The sequence below is a fragment of the Flavobacterium sp. genome (assembly GCF_027490375.1).
In the GTDB taxonomy this organism is placed as follows: Bacteria; Bacteroidota; Bacteroidia; order Flavobacteriales; family Flavobacteriaceae; genus Flavobacterium.
On record NZ_JAIXYH010000008.1, the window covers coordinates 12,929 to 28,920 of the forward strand.

The 15,992-nt window shown below is 39.2% G+C and carries 15 protein-coding genes; 5 read left to right on the forward strand and 10 right to left on the reverse strand.

The features are described from left to right. Positions 1-153 precede the first annotated feature (153 nt). The 5 genes from Q0064_RS01065 (at position 154) to Q0064_RS01085 (ending at position 4,495) form a co-directional block, all read left to right on the forward strand. On the forward strand, positions 154-1,653 hold the full coding sequence (locus Q0064_RS01065; protein ID WP_298142980.1) for a helicase HerA-like domain-containing protein: 1,500 nt from the start codon (positions 154-156) through the stop codon (positions 1,651-1,653). A gap of 4 nt (positions 1,654-1,657) precedes the next feature. Then, positions 1,658-2,026 (forward strand): DMT family protein, encoded by a 369-nt coding sequence (locus Q0064_RS01070; RefSeq protein WP_298142983.1) that lies wholly within the window; start codon positions 1,658-1,660, stop codon positions 2,024-2,026. After that, positions 2,023-2,385: a cupin domain-containing protein gene (locus tag Q0064_RS01075; protein WP_298142986.1), complete on the forward strand. Its 363-nt coding sequence runs from the start codon at positions 2,023-2,025 to the stop codon at positions 2,383-2,385. The genes Q0064_RS01070 and Q0064_RS01075 overlap by 4 nt, the downstream gene beginning before the upstream one ends. A gap of 38 nt (positions 2,386-2,423) precedes the next feature. Further along, a complete protein-coding gene (locus Q0064_RS01080; RefSeq protein WP_298142988.1) occupies positions 2,424-3,704 on the forward strand; it encodes an NAD(P)/FAD-dependent oxidoreductase in 1,281 nt (426 codons plus the stop codon). Between the two features lie 308 nt (positions 3,705-4,012). Beyond that, complete coding sequence (locus Q0064_RS01085) at positions 4,013-4,495, forward strand: hypothetical protein (protein WP_298142990.1); 483 nt, start codon at positions 4,013-4,015, stop codon at positions 4,493-4,495. Between the two features lie 80 nt (positions 4,496-4,575). Here Q0064_RS01085 and Q0064_RS01090 read toward each other — a convergent pair whose 3' ends face one another. From Q0064_RS01090 to Q0064_RS01135, 10 genes are all read right to left on the reverse strand, one after another. Beyond that, positions 4,576-4,728: a hypothetical protein gene (locus tag Q0064_RS01090; RefSeq protein WP_298142992.1), complete on the reverse strand. Its 153-nt coding sequence runs from the start codon at positions 4,726-4,728 to the stop codon at positions 4,576-4,578. Then, positions 4,715-5,185 (reverse strand): type II toxin-antitoxin system VapC family toxin, encoded by a 471-nt coding sequence (locus Q0064_RS01095; RefSeq protein ID WP_298142994.1) that lies wholly within the window; start codon positions 5,183-5,185, stop codon positions 4,715-4,717. Before Q0064_RS01095 ends, Q0064_RS01090 begins: the two co-directional genes overlap by 14 nt. Positions 5,186-5,529: 344 nt before the next feature. Further along, positions 5,530-5,829: a helix-turn-helix transcriptional regulator gene (locus Q0064_RS01100; RefSeq protein ID WP_298142997.1), complete on the reverse strand. Its 300-nt coding sequence runs from the start codon at positions 5,827-5,829 to the stop codon at positions 5,530-5,532. Beyond that, positions 5,826-6,170, reverse strand: a complete 345-nt coding sequence (locus Q0064_RS01105; protein ID WP_298143001.1) for a type II toxin-antitoxin system RelE/ParE family toxin — start codon at positions 6,168-6,170, stop codon at positions 5,826-5,828. The genes Q0064_RS01100 and Q0064_RS01105 overlap by 4 nt, the downstream gene beginning before the upstream one ends. 996 nt (positions 6,171-7,166) lie before the next feature. Next, positions 7,167-7,862 carry a SprT family zinc-dependent metalloprotease gene (locus tag Q0064_RS01110; RefSeq protein ID WP_298143004.1) on the reverse strand — a complete coding sequence of 232 codons (696 nt, stop codon included), beginning with the start codon at positions 7,860-7,862 and terminating at the stop codon, positions 7,167-7,169. Then, the gene (locus tag Q0064_RS01115; protein ID WP_298143007.1) at positions 7,862-11,089 is read right to left on the reverse strand and encodes an HsdR family type I site-specific deoxyribonuclease; all 3,228 of its coding nucleotides are present in this window, start codon (positions 11,087-11,089) and stop codon (positions 7,862-7,864) included. The genes Q0064_RS01110 and Q0064_RS01115 overlap by 1 nt, the downstream gene beginning before the upstream one ends. Further along, complete coding sequence (locus tag Q0064_RS01120) at positions 11,089-11,379, reverse strand: hypothetical protein (protein ID WP_298143010.1); 291 nt, start codon at positions 11,377-11,379, stop codon at positions 11,089-11,091. The genes Q0064_RS01115 and Q0064_RS01120 overlap by 1 nt, the downstream gene beginning before the upstream one ends. A 64-nt stretch (positions 11,380-11,443) precedes the next feature. After that, positions 11,444-13,126, reverse strand: coding sequence for an RNA-binding domain-containing protein (locus Q0064_RS01125; RefSeq protein WP_298143013.1), 1,683 nt, complete (start codon positions 13,124-13,126; stop codon positions 11,444-11,446). A 45-nt stretch (positions 13,127-13,171) separates the two neighbouring features. Continuing rightward, on the reverse strand, positions 13,172-14,434 hold the full coding sequence (locus tag Q0064_RS01130; RefSeq protein WP_298143016.1) for a restriction endonuclease subunit S: 1,263 nt from the start codon (positions 14,432-14,434) through the stop codon (positions 13,172-13,174). Next, the gene (locus Q0064_RS01135) at positions 14,431-15,990 is read right to left on the reverse strand and encodes a type I restriction-modification system subunit M (RefSeq protein ID WP_298143019.1); all 1,560 of its coding nucleotides are present in this window, start codon (positions 15,988-15,990) and stop codon (positions 14,431-14,433) included. Before Q0064_RS01135 ends, Q0064_RS01130 begins: the two co-directional genes overlap by 4 nt. Between the last annotated feature and the right edge of the window lie 2 nt (positions 15,991-15,992).

The window sequence follows — 15,992 nt, forward strand, 5'->3', positions numbered from 1 at the left end:
TGTTTTTTAGCAAGTCAGTTGCAAGAATAACATTCATTTTAATAACTACAAACGACTTAATTTAATGATAATATAACATTGCGTTGTAATTGCAACAAAAACCCTACACCTTTATAACGCCATTCCAATAAATCTATTGTACAAAACTAAATTATGAGTAATCAAGACTTTATACAAACAATACAGACCGGATACACTTTCAAAGGTGCTGCCATCCAAATTGGCGCCGGAATTTTCCAAGGTGAAGTGCTTTCCGAAGCCGGAGTTCAAATTCCATTAAAGACGTTTAACCGCCACGGACTCATCGCAGGAGCTACCGGAACCGGAAAAACAAAAACCATACAAGTGCTTTGCGAACAACTAAGCGCACAAAGTGTTCCCGTTTTAATGATGGACATCAAAGGCGACTTCAGCGGTATCGCTGTGCCCGGTGAAGTCAAAGATTTTATCACCGAGCGTCACAACAAATTGGGAATTCCTTTCCATCCAAACGGTTTTCCTGTAGAGTTTCTCACCCTCTCCGAAAATACCGGCATTCCGCTTCGGGCAACCGTTTCCGAATTCGGACCCGTACTTTTTAGTCGGATTTTGGGGCTAAACGACACCCAATCGGGAGTGGTTTCGGTAATTTTCAAATACTGCGACGACCAAAAATGGGGACTCATCGATTTGCAAGATTTCAAAAAAGTATTGCAATTCATTACCGAAGAGGGAAAAGAAGAAATCGAAGCTTCTTACGGAAAAATCGCTGCTTCAACAACAGGAACTATTCTTCGAAAAATCATCGAACTCGAACAGCAAGGCGGGACTTCTTTCTTCGGAGAAGTTTCTTTCGACGTTAACGACCTCATGCGACACGACGAAACCGGACGCGGGATCATCAACATCTTACGACTTCAAGACATACAAGATAAACCCAAGCTCTTCTCCACATTTATGTTGAGTTTGTTGGCCGAGCTCTACCAAAATTTGCCCGAACGCGGCGACCTCGACCAACCCGAATTAGTTTTGTTTATCGACGAAGCGCATCTCATTTTTAATGAAGCTTCCAAAACACTTTTGGATCAAATTGAAACCATTATTAAGCTCATTCGATCGAAAGGCGTCGGGATTTTCTTTATCACACAAAATCCGACCGACATTCCCGCGGCCGTACTCGCACAATTGGGATTAAAGATTCAACACGCCTTACGTGCCTTCACGGCCAACGATCGGAAAGCTATAAAATCAACCGCAGAAAACTATCCCGAAACCCGTTTTTACGATACCGCTGAAATGCTCACACAACTCGGTATTGGCGAAGCGTTTGTGACCGCCTTGAACGAAAAAGGTATTCCAACACCGCTCGTTGCAACAATGTTACGTGCCCCCGAAAGCCGCATGAATGTTTTAACCGACAGTGAATTGGTTTCTTTAGCTTCACAATCAAAACTCATCGCCAAATACCGCGATCGCATCGAATCGGAAAGCGCCTACGAAATTCTCGAAAAGCGTTTGCAGCAAGTGCAAGAAACTGTGGAAGAACCGCAATCTAGAAATACTGAATCAGCCGACGAACCGATGAGTCAGACCACAAAATCAGTCATTAAAGTTTTAACAAGCGCTACTTTCATTCGCGGTGCTTTTAGCATACTTTCAAAAATCCTGAAGTAATCTTATGAAAGCAGTTTACACCGTTTTACTTCTACTCGTAGCGAACGTATTCATGACGTTTGCCTGGTACGGTCATTTAAAATTCAAGGAATGGAAATGGCTCGAATCGCCCGGATTAATGAGCATCGTACTCATTTCATGGGGATTTGCCCTGTTCGAGTATTGTTTTCAGGTTCCTGCGAATCGAATTGGATACCAAGAAAACGGCGGTCCGTTTAGTCTCATGCAGTTAAAAGTCATTCAAGAAGTCATCACAGTAGTGGTTTTCGTGGTTTTCTCCACGCTTTTTTTCAAAAACGAAACTTTAAAATGGAATCATCTTGCAGCCTTTGCTTGCATTATCTTAGCCGTCTATTTTATCTTTAAGAAATGAGTGAAATTACCGTACAAAAACAACCGTTTCGCGTTCCGATGACCGACGGTAAAATAATCGACGAGCATTTTGGTTTAGCTACGTTTGCCGTTGGAAATCTCTCGCTGGCGCGCATGGTGGCTCCGCCGGGCTGGTCGGAACCGCATCAAACGCCCGAATTCGACGAATATACTTTAGTCATTTCCGGACGCAAACAAATTGAAACCGAAACCGGCGTAATCGTATTAGCTGCCAACGAATCGGTTTTCATTCCAAAAGGAAATCGGATTCGCTACTCCAATCCGTTCGACGAGCCTTGCGAATACGTCTCGGTATGTACACCGCCTTTTTCCATACAAAACGTTAACAGAGAAGATTAGTTTTTCAGGCTGTTTTATCTTTGTGAAAACTATTCGACATGAAACAAAGAGTCGTTATCCTCGGAGCAGGCTTCGCCGGTTTAGAACTTGCGCAAAAGCTCGAAAATACTGATTACGATGTTCTTTTAATCGACAAAAATAACTACCACCAGTTTCAACCGTTGATGTATCAAGTGGCATCGGCGCGACTGGAGCCGGCGTCAATATCTTTTCCGCTTCGCAAAGTTTTTCAACATTCAAAAAACGTGCGCATTCGCATTGCGGAAATCCGACATATCGATACCGAAAACAAAACGGTAAAGACGTCTATTTCCGACTTCCCGTACGACATTCTCGTTGTGGCACTCGGTTGTACCACGAACTATTTCGGAAATAAGGAATTAGAATCGCATGCATTTCCCATGAAATCGGTTCCTGAGGCCATACAATTGCGCAACCGCATTTTACAAACGTTTGAAGATGCACTCGTTGCCAAACCCGAGGAATTACAAGCTTTGCTAAACTTTGTGATTGTAGGCGGCGGACCCACCGGCGTTGAGCTGGCTGGCGCTTTAGCAGAAATGAAGCAAAACGTACTTCCGAAAGATTATCCGGATAAAGATTTTTCGAAATTGGCCGTTTATCTTTTGGAAAGTTCGGCTAATGTCTTGGATGTAATGAGTGCTGATAGTCAGCGGGTTTCGAGGAAATATCTCGAAGACTTAGGTGTTATCGTGAAAACGTCGAGTTTTGTAACGAACTACGACGGCGAAATGGTGACCTTAAAATCGGGCGAAACGATTGCTGCTAAAAACGTGATTTGGGCCGCCGGAATTACGGCAAATCAGATCAGCGGATTGGAAAACGCCGAGCGTACACGCGGCAACCGATTTGTAGTAAACCGCTACAACGCACTGCCGAACTACGACAATATCTACGCCTTGGGCGATATTGCGGGAATGACTACGCCAAAATATCCGAACACGCATCCGCAAGTGGCAAGTGTAGCCATTCAGCAAGCCAAAGCCTTAGCCCAAAATCTTAAAAACCAATTGCAAGGCAAGCAAAAAGTTGAGTTTGAGTATTTCGACAAAGGTTCGATGGCTACGATTGGAAAACGCAAGGCGGTAGTCGATTTGCCGAATTTCAGTTTTCAAGGTCGCTTGGCGTGGCTCGCATGGATGTTTATTCACCTCATGCTCATTTTATCGGTCAAAAACAAGCTCTCTATTTTTGTCAACTGGGCATTTAGCTATTTCAACAACGACAGTACGCTACGGGTTTTATTGCGACCCGCAAGCAAGGTAAAACCCGCTCATTTAGAAGGGAAAGTTAGTTAATTTTTCGGGCGCGCCGGCAAAAGTATGTCGTGGAAATAGCGTGTGCTTTTGCCGTCCTGATTTCCGCTGTAGTCCTCGTTTCGGATAGCTATCGCCCCTCCTCACTGCTGGCTGCCGCTGCAATCAGTCGCGCGGAGAAAGTGCGCAAGGACATTCCTGATTATTGGGGAGTGAGTAGAAGGGAAATTCGGGACAGAACACGGATTACACCCGAGGCTCCAGCCGAACGAACGAAGTAAATCAGAGCTAGCGGGATAGCAAGGCTCAAAGTCGGGAGACTTTGCGCAGCAAGGAATCAAATTAGCGGATTGGAAAACGCCGAACGCACGCGCGGCAACCGTTTTGTGGTCGATCAATACAATGCCTTGCCCAATTTCGACAACATTTATGCCTTGGGCGATATTGCGGCAATGACTACACCAAAATATCCGAATACGCATCCGCAGGTGGCAAGTGTGGCCATTCAGCAGGCAAAAGTTTTGGCCGATAATTTGAAAAATCAGCTTAAAAACAAGCCGAAAGTAGCGTTTGAGTATTTTGATAAAGGTTCGATGGCAACGATTGGAAAACGCAAGGCGGTAGTCGATTTGCCGAATTTCAGTTTTCAAGGTCGCTTAGCGTGGCTCGCCTGGATGTTTATTCACCTCATGCTCATTTTATCGGTCAAAAACAAACTCTCTATTTTTGTCAATTGGGCGTTCAGTTATTTCAGTAACGACAGCACTTTACGCGTTTTATTACGTCCGGCCAGCAAAGTAAAACCCGTGCATTTAGAAGGAAAAGCGAGTTAAAGTGCGTTCGGCATAAAAAGGGTAGCTTGCTTTAATCGTTTACCACTATTTGCTACAATTAAAAAAAGTCAGCTGTTTTTTTACGAACACGGCTTTATAGTTCCTTGTGCTGAACGTTTTTTGAAGTACTCTAATAATTCTTGCTTTGTCATTTTAGATAACTTCTCGCTCAATTTATCTCGCTCATGACGCATAAATTTAACTGCGTCAAATGATTTTTCAGTTGTCTTCATATTTTTCAAATTCTCTCGGCGAACGTATTTCCAATTGCTTGTAACCGTTTCTTATGTTAATTGAGTTATATCCCCTTATTCTTTCGATGTTCACGATATGTTTAAAATTCCAGCTTACTAAAAAGTCGGCATTGTTTATTGTTGCTAAAGCAATGTGTAAACAATCTGCAAAACTTGTTTGTCCAACTACTTTCTCAGAGATATAGACTGTCGCTAAATCAACTGCTTCCACTGTTAAATCAATAAATTCGGTTAATTCGACACGTAAGCTTTTCACCAATTCTTTAACTTTTTCAGGTGCATTTTCGAGTTCATCTTGAGTAACTGTTGAATAAAGAATCGTGAACTCAGAATCTTTTATTCTTTCAAAAAGAGCAATAGTGTATTCTTTAAACTCTTCGTCAAAATATCCACCGAAAACCGATGTATCAATATAAATTCTTTGCTTACTTTTCATTTTAGCCTAATCAGTACCAAAAATACGGATTTTAAGCGTTCGCTTGTTTGGTTCAAAATCCTGTTTGAAAACCCTTCTCCCACAAAGCGATTGCTCATAACTGGTGGAGATTTAATATTTGGGCGCGCCGGCAAAAGTATTTAGTGGAAATTCCGTGAGCTTTTGCCGTCCTGCTTTCCGCTGTAGTCCTCGTTTCAGAGGGCTATCGCCCTCCTCACTGCGGGCTGCCGCTGCAATCAGTCGCGCGGGGAAAGTGCGCTTTAAGTCGTGTTGTAATTCGTTTTGCTATTGTTAAATCAGTTACGATTTGGGTTTGAGGCTAATGGGCAAAAAGCGGTCCTTATTTATAAAAACGTAATTCCAATTCTCTTGTTAAATCCCAATTCAAAAATTCTGATTAACGTAGAAAGTTGAATATTTCCTTTTCCGTTTTCAATTTTTGAGATATAACTTTTTTTGGTACCTGTTTTTTGGGCCAATTCTTCTTGAGTAATTTTAGCTTCTTTTCTAGCAGCTTTCAACATTTCACTGACAATAAACATTTGCGAATTTTCTTCGTAAGCATTTCTGCTTGCAGTACCAATTTTTCCATGTTCAACCTCTATTAGTTGATCAAAAGTTCTAATATCAGTGTACTTTTTCATAATTCTAATTTTTTACTTTTAAAGTAATCCTGTTTTAATTTTGTTGCTTTCTGTAACTCATCGTTTGGAGTCTTTTGCGTTTTTTTCTGAAATCCGTTAAATAAAACAACTAATTTACCGCGATCAAAGCAACAAAAAATCCTGTAAATATTTGATTGATAATCAATTCTTATTTCATACAGCCCTTCTGTTCCCGTTAAATGTTTTAGAAATTTTTCAGGTACTTTATCAACTTGTTTGATCAGTTCCAATACATATTGTATCTTCTGTTTTACCTTTTCATCCTGCTTTTGGTAAAATTCTATAAAATGGTTTTGATAAAAAATGATCTCCCTAGCCATCACGCAAAGTTATCTCAAAAGATAACAAAAGCAAAGAAATTACGGAATTTTATACAAAGCGTTCTCTTAGATACGGTTTCGAAATTTAGCGCACATCAACACGAATTCTGCAAAAAGTTTACTGGATATTCAAATTAATATTTGGGCGCGCCGGCAAAAGTACTAAGTGGAAATTCCGTGAGCTTTTGCCGTCCTGCTTTCCGCTGTAGTCCTCGTTTCAGAGGGCTATTGCCCCTCTTCACTGCGGGCTGCCGCTGCAATCAGTCGCGCGGGGAAAGTGCGCAAAAACATTCGTGATTATGGGAAATGATTATAAAAGAAAAGTGCGCTTGAAGTTGGGGAACGATTATGGAGCAGAACACGGATCGCAACCGACGCTCAAGCCAAAGAGACGAAGTAAATCAGAGCTAGCGGGATAGTAAGGCTCAAAGTCGGGAGAATTTGCGCAGCAAGGGCTATAAAACGCAAAAGACTCGCCCTGGTACGCATTCTTTTTGAGAATTAAGCGTGGCGAGTACTGTTGTTGCAAAGATAAATCTTTTTGATTTTGTATTACATATTCAAATATTATTTTTTTCTTGTCTTTTTTTTTGAATGTTCTCGATTCCATTGGCTTTAACCGCCCCGCCGCCTTACTAAGCTCTCGTTATTCACCCGCAAAATGATAGATCAGAGATTTTTTACGGCCAGTTGTGTGCTGTTATGAAGGGGAGCATATAGCTGGTTGCGCAGAGGTGCGGGATGGTAAGAACCCTACGCATATCTTAAACAATGCACGATGCAAACTTAGCAATCGTGTTTTTGCACTGATTAATCGTGAAACTGCCTATGTCGATAGGTATAAATTTGCATTCTAAAATTCATACCATTTTTGTTGTTTTTTATTGTAGAATGCACACCAAGGGGTTTTTTCGATGGGGCAAAATCTTAAGCAGGTTGGAATGGGGCACGGATTGCAAATCCGCGCTAGCGGGATTTATATTTTGTGCAATATTCTCAAGCTAACAATTTTTCTAATTTCATCTTCCACTTTTCCCAATCTTTCATTTCTCTTGATTGTAAATCTAAAAATTTCTGTGTGTGGTCGTGATGTATTAAATGGCAAAGTTCATGTATAATAACATATTCAATACAGCCTTTAGGTGCTTTAATTAATTCTGGATTTAATATAATTTTCCCTTTCGGGGTACAGCTTCCCCATCGTGTTGGCATTTCACGCAATACAATTGAGTTGGGACTTACCTTGTATTTTTTGAATTTGTCAATAAGTGGTGCTGCAATAACACGAAACTTTGTTTGCGCATGTTGTAAATACCAAGTGTTTAATAACTCTTTTACTCGGGACTTTTCCAGAGCTGTAACTTCAATAAATTTACCTTTTAACTTAACAGATTCGTCATTCGCGATGGTTATTTGCAATCTATACTGTCTTCCTAAATACAAATGTGTTTCTCCACCAATAAACCTTCGTTTAGGTGTCTTTGGCTGAAAAGAAAGAAAGAAGCTTTGTTGTTTAATTATCCAAGGTGCTTTTTTTCTTATTTTCTCTTTTACTTTTTCCATGGTAGTGTCTGTCGGTGCTTTTACCAACACTTCCATTTCGGGAGTTACAGTAATACCAAGTGATTTTCTGTCTGAATACTCCAAACGAAAATCTATAGTTCTGCTACCAAATTGTATTGCTTCTGTCATTACTTGTAACGAATTTTAGCAACTTCAATACAATCCTCAGCTATTTTATCCATCTCTTTAAAAGATAACTCAAGATTATATTTATCTCGAACTTCGTCAATTAAAAAGTCTCCAATATCAATAAGTAATTTACCTGTAATATTTGTTTTGTATTGCCAGTCAATAATAGGTTTTCCGTTCTCTAAAACAGCTTCAAGAATTAAACTATCTATATTCAAAGCTGTATGTATAGCAATTTCTTTTCGCACAACATTGTCCTGAATCTTTTCTGTAAGTGCCTCAATAGTTAATCCATAAAAGGCTTTCGCAACATCTCTTTCTTTTAATTGCTCAGGAATGTCATTATCGGTATGAGCTAATACATTATTCATAATTTCTTGAACGCTACTTAGGTATTGTGCTTCATTGATTCGCTTAGCTTCATAGTCGGCAATCGTCTCTTTTAGCAATTGCGAAAACTTTTTGTAAAAAGCAGGATCTTCATCCATTTTTTCTGAGATATGCTTTGCAGTTCTGCTCGCAATCTTGTCTGCTTTAGCAACTTTCCCAATTGTATTTTCTACTTCTAGCTGAAATTTATCTTTGTCAAAAATGTTTACCAGCTCGGTAATGGTTTCTATTCTCTCAGTGGTAATATGTGTATCGATAAGTTTTTGAATCTGACCTTCATATTGTTTGTAGTCAATTTGATCACTATATCGTTCTACCACTGCCAATCGCAGTTTTAAAAACATAGTTAAATCTTCTTTGTAACGATTAACTACCTTTTCTTCAACTTCTTTATGAAATTGAATGGAAGATAGAGCTAACTTCAAACCCTTGGCAAACGCCGCTAATCTATCGTAAAACAAAACGCGCACAGCTTCATCTTTTAATACTTGCTGGTAGGCTTCTGCATCACGCTTGTTCGTAATGGTTTTGAATATGTCCCAAACATCAGAATGCTTTTGAGGCAACTTTTGGATTTCTTCCGAAATACTGGCGAGTGTGCCCGCCAAATCTTCTTCGTCAAAATCTTCTAAGGAAGAGTACATCTGCAAAGCATCATCTAAGTTTTCAATTACACCATAGTAGTCAATGATATAGCCAAATTCCTTGTCAGGATAAATTCTGTTTACCCTTGCAATGGCTTGTAGTAGTTTGTGGCTTCGTAAATTTCTAGTGAGATACAATACTGTATTCTTTGGTTCATCAAAACCCGTAAGTAATTTGTCAACTACAATAATGATTTCTGGATCTTTTTGATTTTTGAAACGGTTGATGATGTTCTTTTCATAGCTTTTTGAATTCCCATGTTCGTCCATCATTTTTTTCCAAAACTGTTTCTCCTTTTCGGTTGACTTTTCGTAAGCGCTTTCTTCGCCTTCTCTTTCATCAATCGATGAAATCAATACTTCACTACTTACAATGCCTATTTCATCGAGATACTCCTTGTATTTGATCGCGTTCACTTTTTTATCACACACCAATTGGCCTTTAAAGGGTGTTTTTCCTTGCCAATTATCGCGAAAATGATAGCTTATATTCCAAGCAATCATCCGCATTTTTTGCTCAGCTGAATTTAAATGATCTTGTCGTGCAAACTTCTTTTTTATATCCGTTTTTTGGTATTCGGTCATAGGCTCTGTAACCATCCCAAAAAATGTATCTATGGGACTTGCATTGACTTCTTGTAAAGCCAAGCGACCCTCATAAAGCAGTGGAACTACAGCCTGATCTTTTACAGCTTGATCAACAGTGTAAGCGTCAATCACACCCCCAAATTTGGCTGCGGTACTTTTGTCTTTCTTAAAAAGCGGGGTACCTGTCATAGCTATAAAACAGGCATTAGGAAGTGTTTTCTGCATGTCAACATTAAAAGTACCGTGCTGTGTTCGGTGTCCTTCATCTACTAACACAAAAATGTCATGGCTCTCTAGAGGTTTGTTAATTTTTTTTACTGCTGCAACAAATTTGTTGATAATAGTGGTAACTACTGCATCACTTTTACTTTCCAGTAATTCTACCAGACGTTGGCCTGTCGTTGCATTTTCAACAAACTTACCACACTTGCGAAATGTTTTAGTAATTTGATCATCCAAGTCGGTACGGTCGGTAACCAATACTATTTTGGGATTACGAATACTCGGTTCCATAGCTATAGCTTGCGCTAACATAACCATCGTGAGTGATTTTCCACTTCCTTGTGTATGCCATATCACACCGCCTTTTCGTTTGCCATTCTCAATATGACGAATGCGTTGCATAGATTTTTTAATTGCGAAGAACTGCTGATAGCGCGCTACTTTCTTTTCACCATTATCAAACAATACAAAATTGAAGATAATATCCATCAATCGCTCAGGACGACACAACCCAAACAAATAATTATCTTGTTCCGTTGGCAAAATTTCCTCTTTTTCTAAGGCCTCAAAATATTGGCGAACATATTTGAAACGGTCAGAAAACAACTGCTCTTTGCTAAAAATTGGAAGCGGTTTATTTTTGAATTCCTGTAATTTATTCTTGTAGTTGCGTTCTTCTTCATTAGTACTGAACTTCTCTTGCCATTTTGCCCAAAACTTCTCAGGTGTAGCATTGGTGGCATAAGCCGCCTCTTGTGCCGCTATGCTTAATGTGAGTTGCGAATATACATACAAGCTTCTGATACCATCTTCTTGCTGGTTTCGTAAATGCTGACTGATAGCCTGTTTCAATGGCTCTTTCATATCGGGTCGTTTACACTCAATAATACAAAGCGGAATACCATTGATAAACAACACCAAATCGGGGCGGTAATGCTCTTTGCTTGTACTTCGCATGACGCTGAATTCTTCGGTCACATGAAACACATTATTACCTATGTTTTTCCAGTCAATGTATTGTAAGGTGAAACTCTTTTTATCGCCATCCACGCTTTGCTCCAGAGCCTGACCTAACGTGAGCAGGTTGTAGGCCTTTTCACTAGCGGCAATGTACCCATCGTTCATGGGCAAGTTTTTTAATGCCAAAATACCTCTTTCAATATTTTCATCAGTGAAGATGCTGGTTTTGGTGGCACTTACTCGTATGCTATTGATTTCCTTTAATTGTTTCCGCAATACATCTTCCAATAGTACATTGGTAGTTTTACCTCCTCTTAATCTGTCGGCTTCCGCCGGACTTAGATAGGTATAGCCCAAATTCACGAGCATTTGTATTGCCGGAATCTGGCTGATATGGTCTTCTTTGAAACTGGGTGTGTCCATTACTGTTTAATTTTTAGAGAATCCAGAGCCGAATACAGAGAATTGAATTTGTCCGGAGCCGGAACCAATACAGAGAATCCGGATCCCGATACAAAGAATTGAATCTCAAGTACTAAAAATTGCAAATTGCTGTATTTCAATGCTTTTTCTGCAATCTTGAATACAAACTCAATCTCTTGTATCTGCAATACAAAGAATAGCAGCATCTGTTTCAACATCTTCTTTAGCTGTTTTAACTTTAGCATACAGAGAATCATTAACGGCATATAGATAATTAGCAGCTTATTCATTTTCTCTAATAGTTTTTCTAATAATTCTTCTAATAGCACCTCTAATTAAATCTCTAATAGCTCTCTAATTGACTTTATCATTTTTAGAAGCAACAAGAACCCATTTAGATTTAGTATCTGTTCCTTCATTTACAATTCTGTTCTTCTTTCTCATTTCCGATAACAAGTTGTTTATCTTAATCTTCCTCTGCTTGTCATCCATCCAATCAGGTAACTTTTTCCATAACAATTCATCTATTTCATTTCTTTCTAAACTCTTATGTTCTCTAATAGCTTTTTCTATTAAATCAAGATAATAGCTCTTGTCAAAAGCTTTATTTTTTGAATACGCAGCTTTCTGACCTGTTTTTTGAGCCACTTTTATTCCTATGTAGTAATTTGGCTTCCTGCCTTCGATTAGTTTCTTGCCCTTTAAGTATTTTTCTTCAAATTCTGTTAGTTCTAATTTCTTTTGCACCTTGTCCAACATCATAATCTCTTCCAATGTCAGATCTCTATTTCTTGCCAATAACCGTGCATACTCTATATCAAGTATTTTTCCTGAAATGACGACTTTAACCTTACCACCTGTGAAATCATAGTCTGGCATGGGAAAAAAACGTTCACGTTGAAAGTTGAATATCTTTTTAATTCCACCACCTGCTGTATCAACCATTTTAAGGTTAAACATCGCAGAAGCTAAAAAACGATTTCGGTAATGTTCTTCAGGAGCATCTTCTTTTACTACTTTTTCTACACTGCCTGGAATGAAAGAACCTAGGTTGGTAAAAATCAATTGGTCATCCATTTCCACCACATTGATTCGACCATGCTTGGTATAATCCTGATGGGCAATGCAGTTATTTAATGCCTCACGAATGGAATATGGTTCGTATTGATTTACTTCATCCGGGAACAACGTTCCGTCTTTGATGTAGCGATATTTCAGGTTACGGATTTTAGCATACACTTTATCAACCGCCAAAATCATAGGGCAACCAATGATTGCATAATCTTTATCGTTACCCTTGGCGTCTTTTAAGAGCCAACGTATTTTCGCTTCTGCCGGATTGATAAAATGCTCGGATTCTTCTTTTCCTAGAAGAATAATGGCAGTACGAGTAATCTTTCCTTTAATGGTGATTTTAGCTTTATTCAAAAATGTAGCATCATCCCAAGCATCAACTTCAGAGGCTTTTTCAGGAAATTTATTTTTAAAATTCTTTCTTGCTAATGCAATCGCTTCTTCATCTAAATCTTCCAAAGATGCATCTGGAACAATAGCAGCACTCCAGTCTTCTGTTGTTGCTTGAGCACGAATACGTTCAATCTCCTCAAGGTTTAATGGAGACAGTTCTTCATCATCCCTGCCGTAATAATGCCCATCAAATGCAATAGGGAAACCTTTGGGAGCAGCAGGTATTTGAAACATTACCACACGGCCTTCGGGCTCATTTAATTCATAAATCTCTATGAACGTGATGCGGTTTGTAGTTTTATTGGCAATCTCACTTTTAAGACTGTCCAAGTCTTTACGTTGCGGCCGAAACTGACTACCAACAATGTTGTGTTTCTTATTCTCCACACCAAAAACCAACCAGGCATAAGGCTTACCTTTTAAGTTGGCTTCATTACTTAGGGCAGAAAAATACTTACCTAACTTATTAAAGTCATAGCCTATTTTGGCTTCTTTAAATTCCACAACTTCATTTTCTGCTGAGAGATTGCGGAGTGAGTCGAGTATATTTTTTAGTTCTGCTATTGTCATAAGCATTTTATTATCTGTTTTTGCACAATAAAGCGATTCACTTTATTATGCAGTTTTTACTTTATCAATTTCCAACCTCACCTTCCCCGTCAACAACTGTTGCATCAACCCCTTTTTCTGCTCCCGTAACTTATCTGCTTTGGCTTTGAGCAGGCTAATTTCTTTATCTGCTGCTAGCAGGACTTGAGCAATAGCGGTTTGTTCTTCGATGGATGGAAGTTTCATTTCGAGTTGAAGAAACGTATCAAAGTCAAATGTCATTTTCTCAATATGCACACCATAACTTGAGATATAAGTTTGATGATAGAAATAGGGTGTTTGTGAATACCATTGAAAGAATTCCATATTCAATTGCTTTTTATCTTTCGGAACTACAGCTATGTATGAGCCTGAAATCTTAGCCCCATCGAATTCCTTTGTCACTAAAGCGGATGCTCCGTGTAGGATTTGCATTTTCGAAAACAAAAAATCTCCCTCGTTTGCTGTACGTAAAGTTTTGACTAGTATTTGATGACCATATAAAGCTTCACGGTAGAATATACCGCCTGACCTTCGTCTAACACTAATCAGTTTATACAATTCGTTTTCATCCCAATCAAAATTTCTCTTTACCACTTTAAGTATTTTCTCATAAGAATGTTCCTTCCACTCCCCACCAAACCCCTTCAACCTTTTCTTCCCCGTAAGCAATTGCTGCATGAGCCATTTTTTGTGGAGTTCTTTTTGGGCAATGAGTTTTTCGGTGGTGTGGATGGCAGCATCTGCTGTGCTGAGCACTTGGGCTATGGCTTTTTGCTCAGGTAGTGGGGGGACTGGAATAGGCATTGTTTCTAAAGTTCCCGCATTAACATTTTTCTGTCCACCCCCAATTTGATTAGTTTCAAAATACCCTTGTCCAAATTCTGAGTTCACATAGAGACAAAGAAATTCCTTGTCAATTAATTCATGCTTTGGTCGTACAATAAGCGTTGTAAAACTTTGAGCACCAATATATTTGTCAGGCACTAAACAAGCTGTTCCTGGATATCCAGTTCTTGCAATTAAAATATCGCCACCTTTAAGACGCTTGTTCTTGTGCGCCTTTTCATAAGTTTCATCGATATATAAAATATCAGAGTCATCAAGATAACCTTCTTTAATATTTTGGTTTCTGAAAAGTATAATCCCTTCATTTCGATAAGCATGAGTAGCTGCACTAGCTATGCCAACCATAATTTTTTCTGATACTCGGGTTAACTCATAAGCATCCCAGTCAACTGGTATAGTCGTATTATAAAAAGCTTTTCGATTTTTTAGTGCTTCACTCATTTTGTTAATTGAGTTAGGTATTCATTAATTTCTGCCTGTACTTTTACCAATTCTTTTTCCAGACCCTCAATTTCAGTTTGCACCGCAGCAATGTCTACTTCATCTTCTTCTTCAAAAGTATCCACATAGCGGGGGATGTTCAGATTAAAATCGTTTTCTTGTATTTCCTCGGCGGTAGCTATATAACTGTACTTGTCTTCCACCACACCGGGCTGTAATTTTCCGGCAGTAAAATCACGGTATGTGGTTACGATGTGATCAATATCACTATCGCGAAGTTTATTTTGGTTCTTGGCACTTTCGTAATGCTTGCTGGCATCAATGAATAAAAAGTTATTGCTCGTTTTTTGTTTATTAAACACCAATATAGCTGCTGGTATGCCGGTGCCAAAAAACAGGTTGGCAGGTAAACCAATAACGGCTTCCAACAGATTTTCTTCAATGGTGCGTTGGCGTATGCGGCCTTCACTGCTGCCACGAAATAAAACTCCATGCGGCACTACCACACCTGCTTTGCCATGTTCGTTCAGTGTTTCTATCATATGGCTGATAAATGCCCAGTCGCCTTTGCTCTTAGGTGGTACACCTCTCCAAAAACGGTTGTATTTATCGGTTTCAGGGTCATAGCTCACAGTTGTTTTCTCGCCATCTTTATCTTCCACTTTACCCCATTTATCTAATGAAAAAGGTGGGTTAGCTACTACAGTATCAAACTTCATAAGGTTATCACCTTCTTTCAATTTCGGATTGCGTATAGTATCGCCCCAGCGTATTGTAGCATTGTCAAAGCCATGCAAGAACATATTCATCACTGCCAAAGCCCAAGTACTTCCGTTGGCTTCTTGTCCATAAAGTGAAAAATTATCCGAACCAACTTCTTGTCCAGCTTTAATTAATAAAGAGCCTGATCCACAAGTTGGGTCACAAATTCGGGAACCGGGTTTAGATTGTGTCAACCTGGCCAATAATGTAGAAACCTCACCTGGAGTATAGAATTCTCCCGCTTTTTTTCCGGCATCACTGGCAAAATTAGAAATCAAATATTCGTAAGCTCCTCCAATAATGTCATTGCCCTCTAAATGTGAAGGCCGTAAGTTGAGCGCATCCTTATTGAAATCAAGAAGTAAGTTTTTAAGACGTGTATTTTTATCTTTTGGTTCGCCAAGTTTACTGGTATTAAAGTCAATATTTTGGAAGATCCCTGCGCCATCTTCACTGTATAATTTTTCACGGTTAGCTTCTTCTAAATCCGTTAATGCGATATTGATAAGTTCACCAACATTGGCTTCATTTCGATGGTTATATAAGTACTTGAAATGACTTTGTTCTGGCACCACAAAACGTTCGTGTTGCATAGCGCGTTTTGCGCGCTCCTCATCTCCATTGTATTTAGCCAAATAGCCATCTCGTATATCATCATGCACATCGCTGAGATATTTTAAAAATAGCATAGTCAGCACATAGTCTTTGTACACACTGGGATCAATACTTCCTCTAAAGGTGTCGCACGCTTTCCAAACGGCATCGTTAATTTCTTTCTGTGTTATTTTAGCCATAC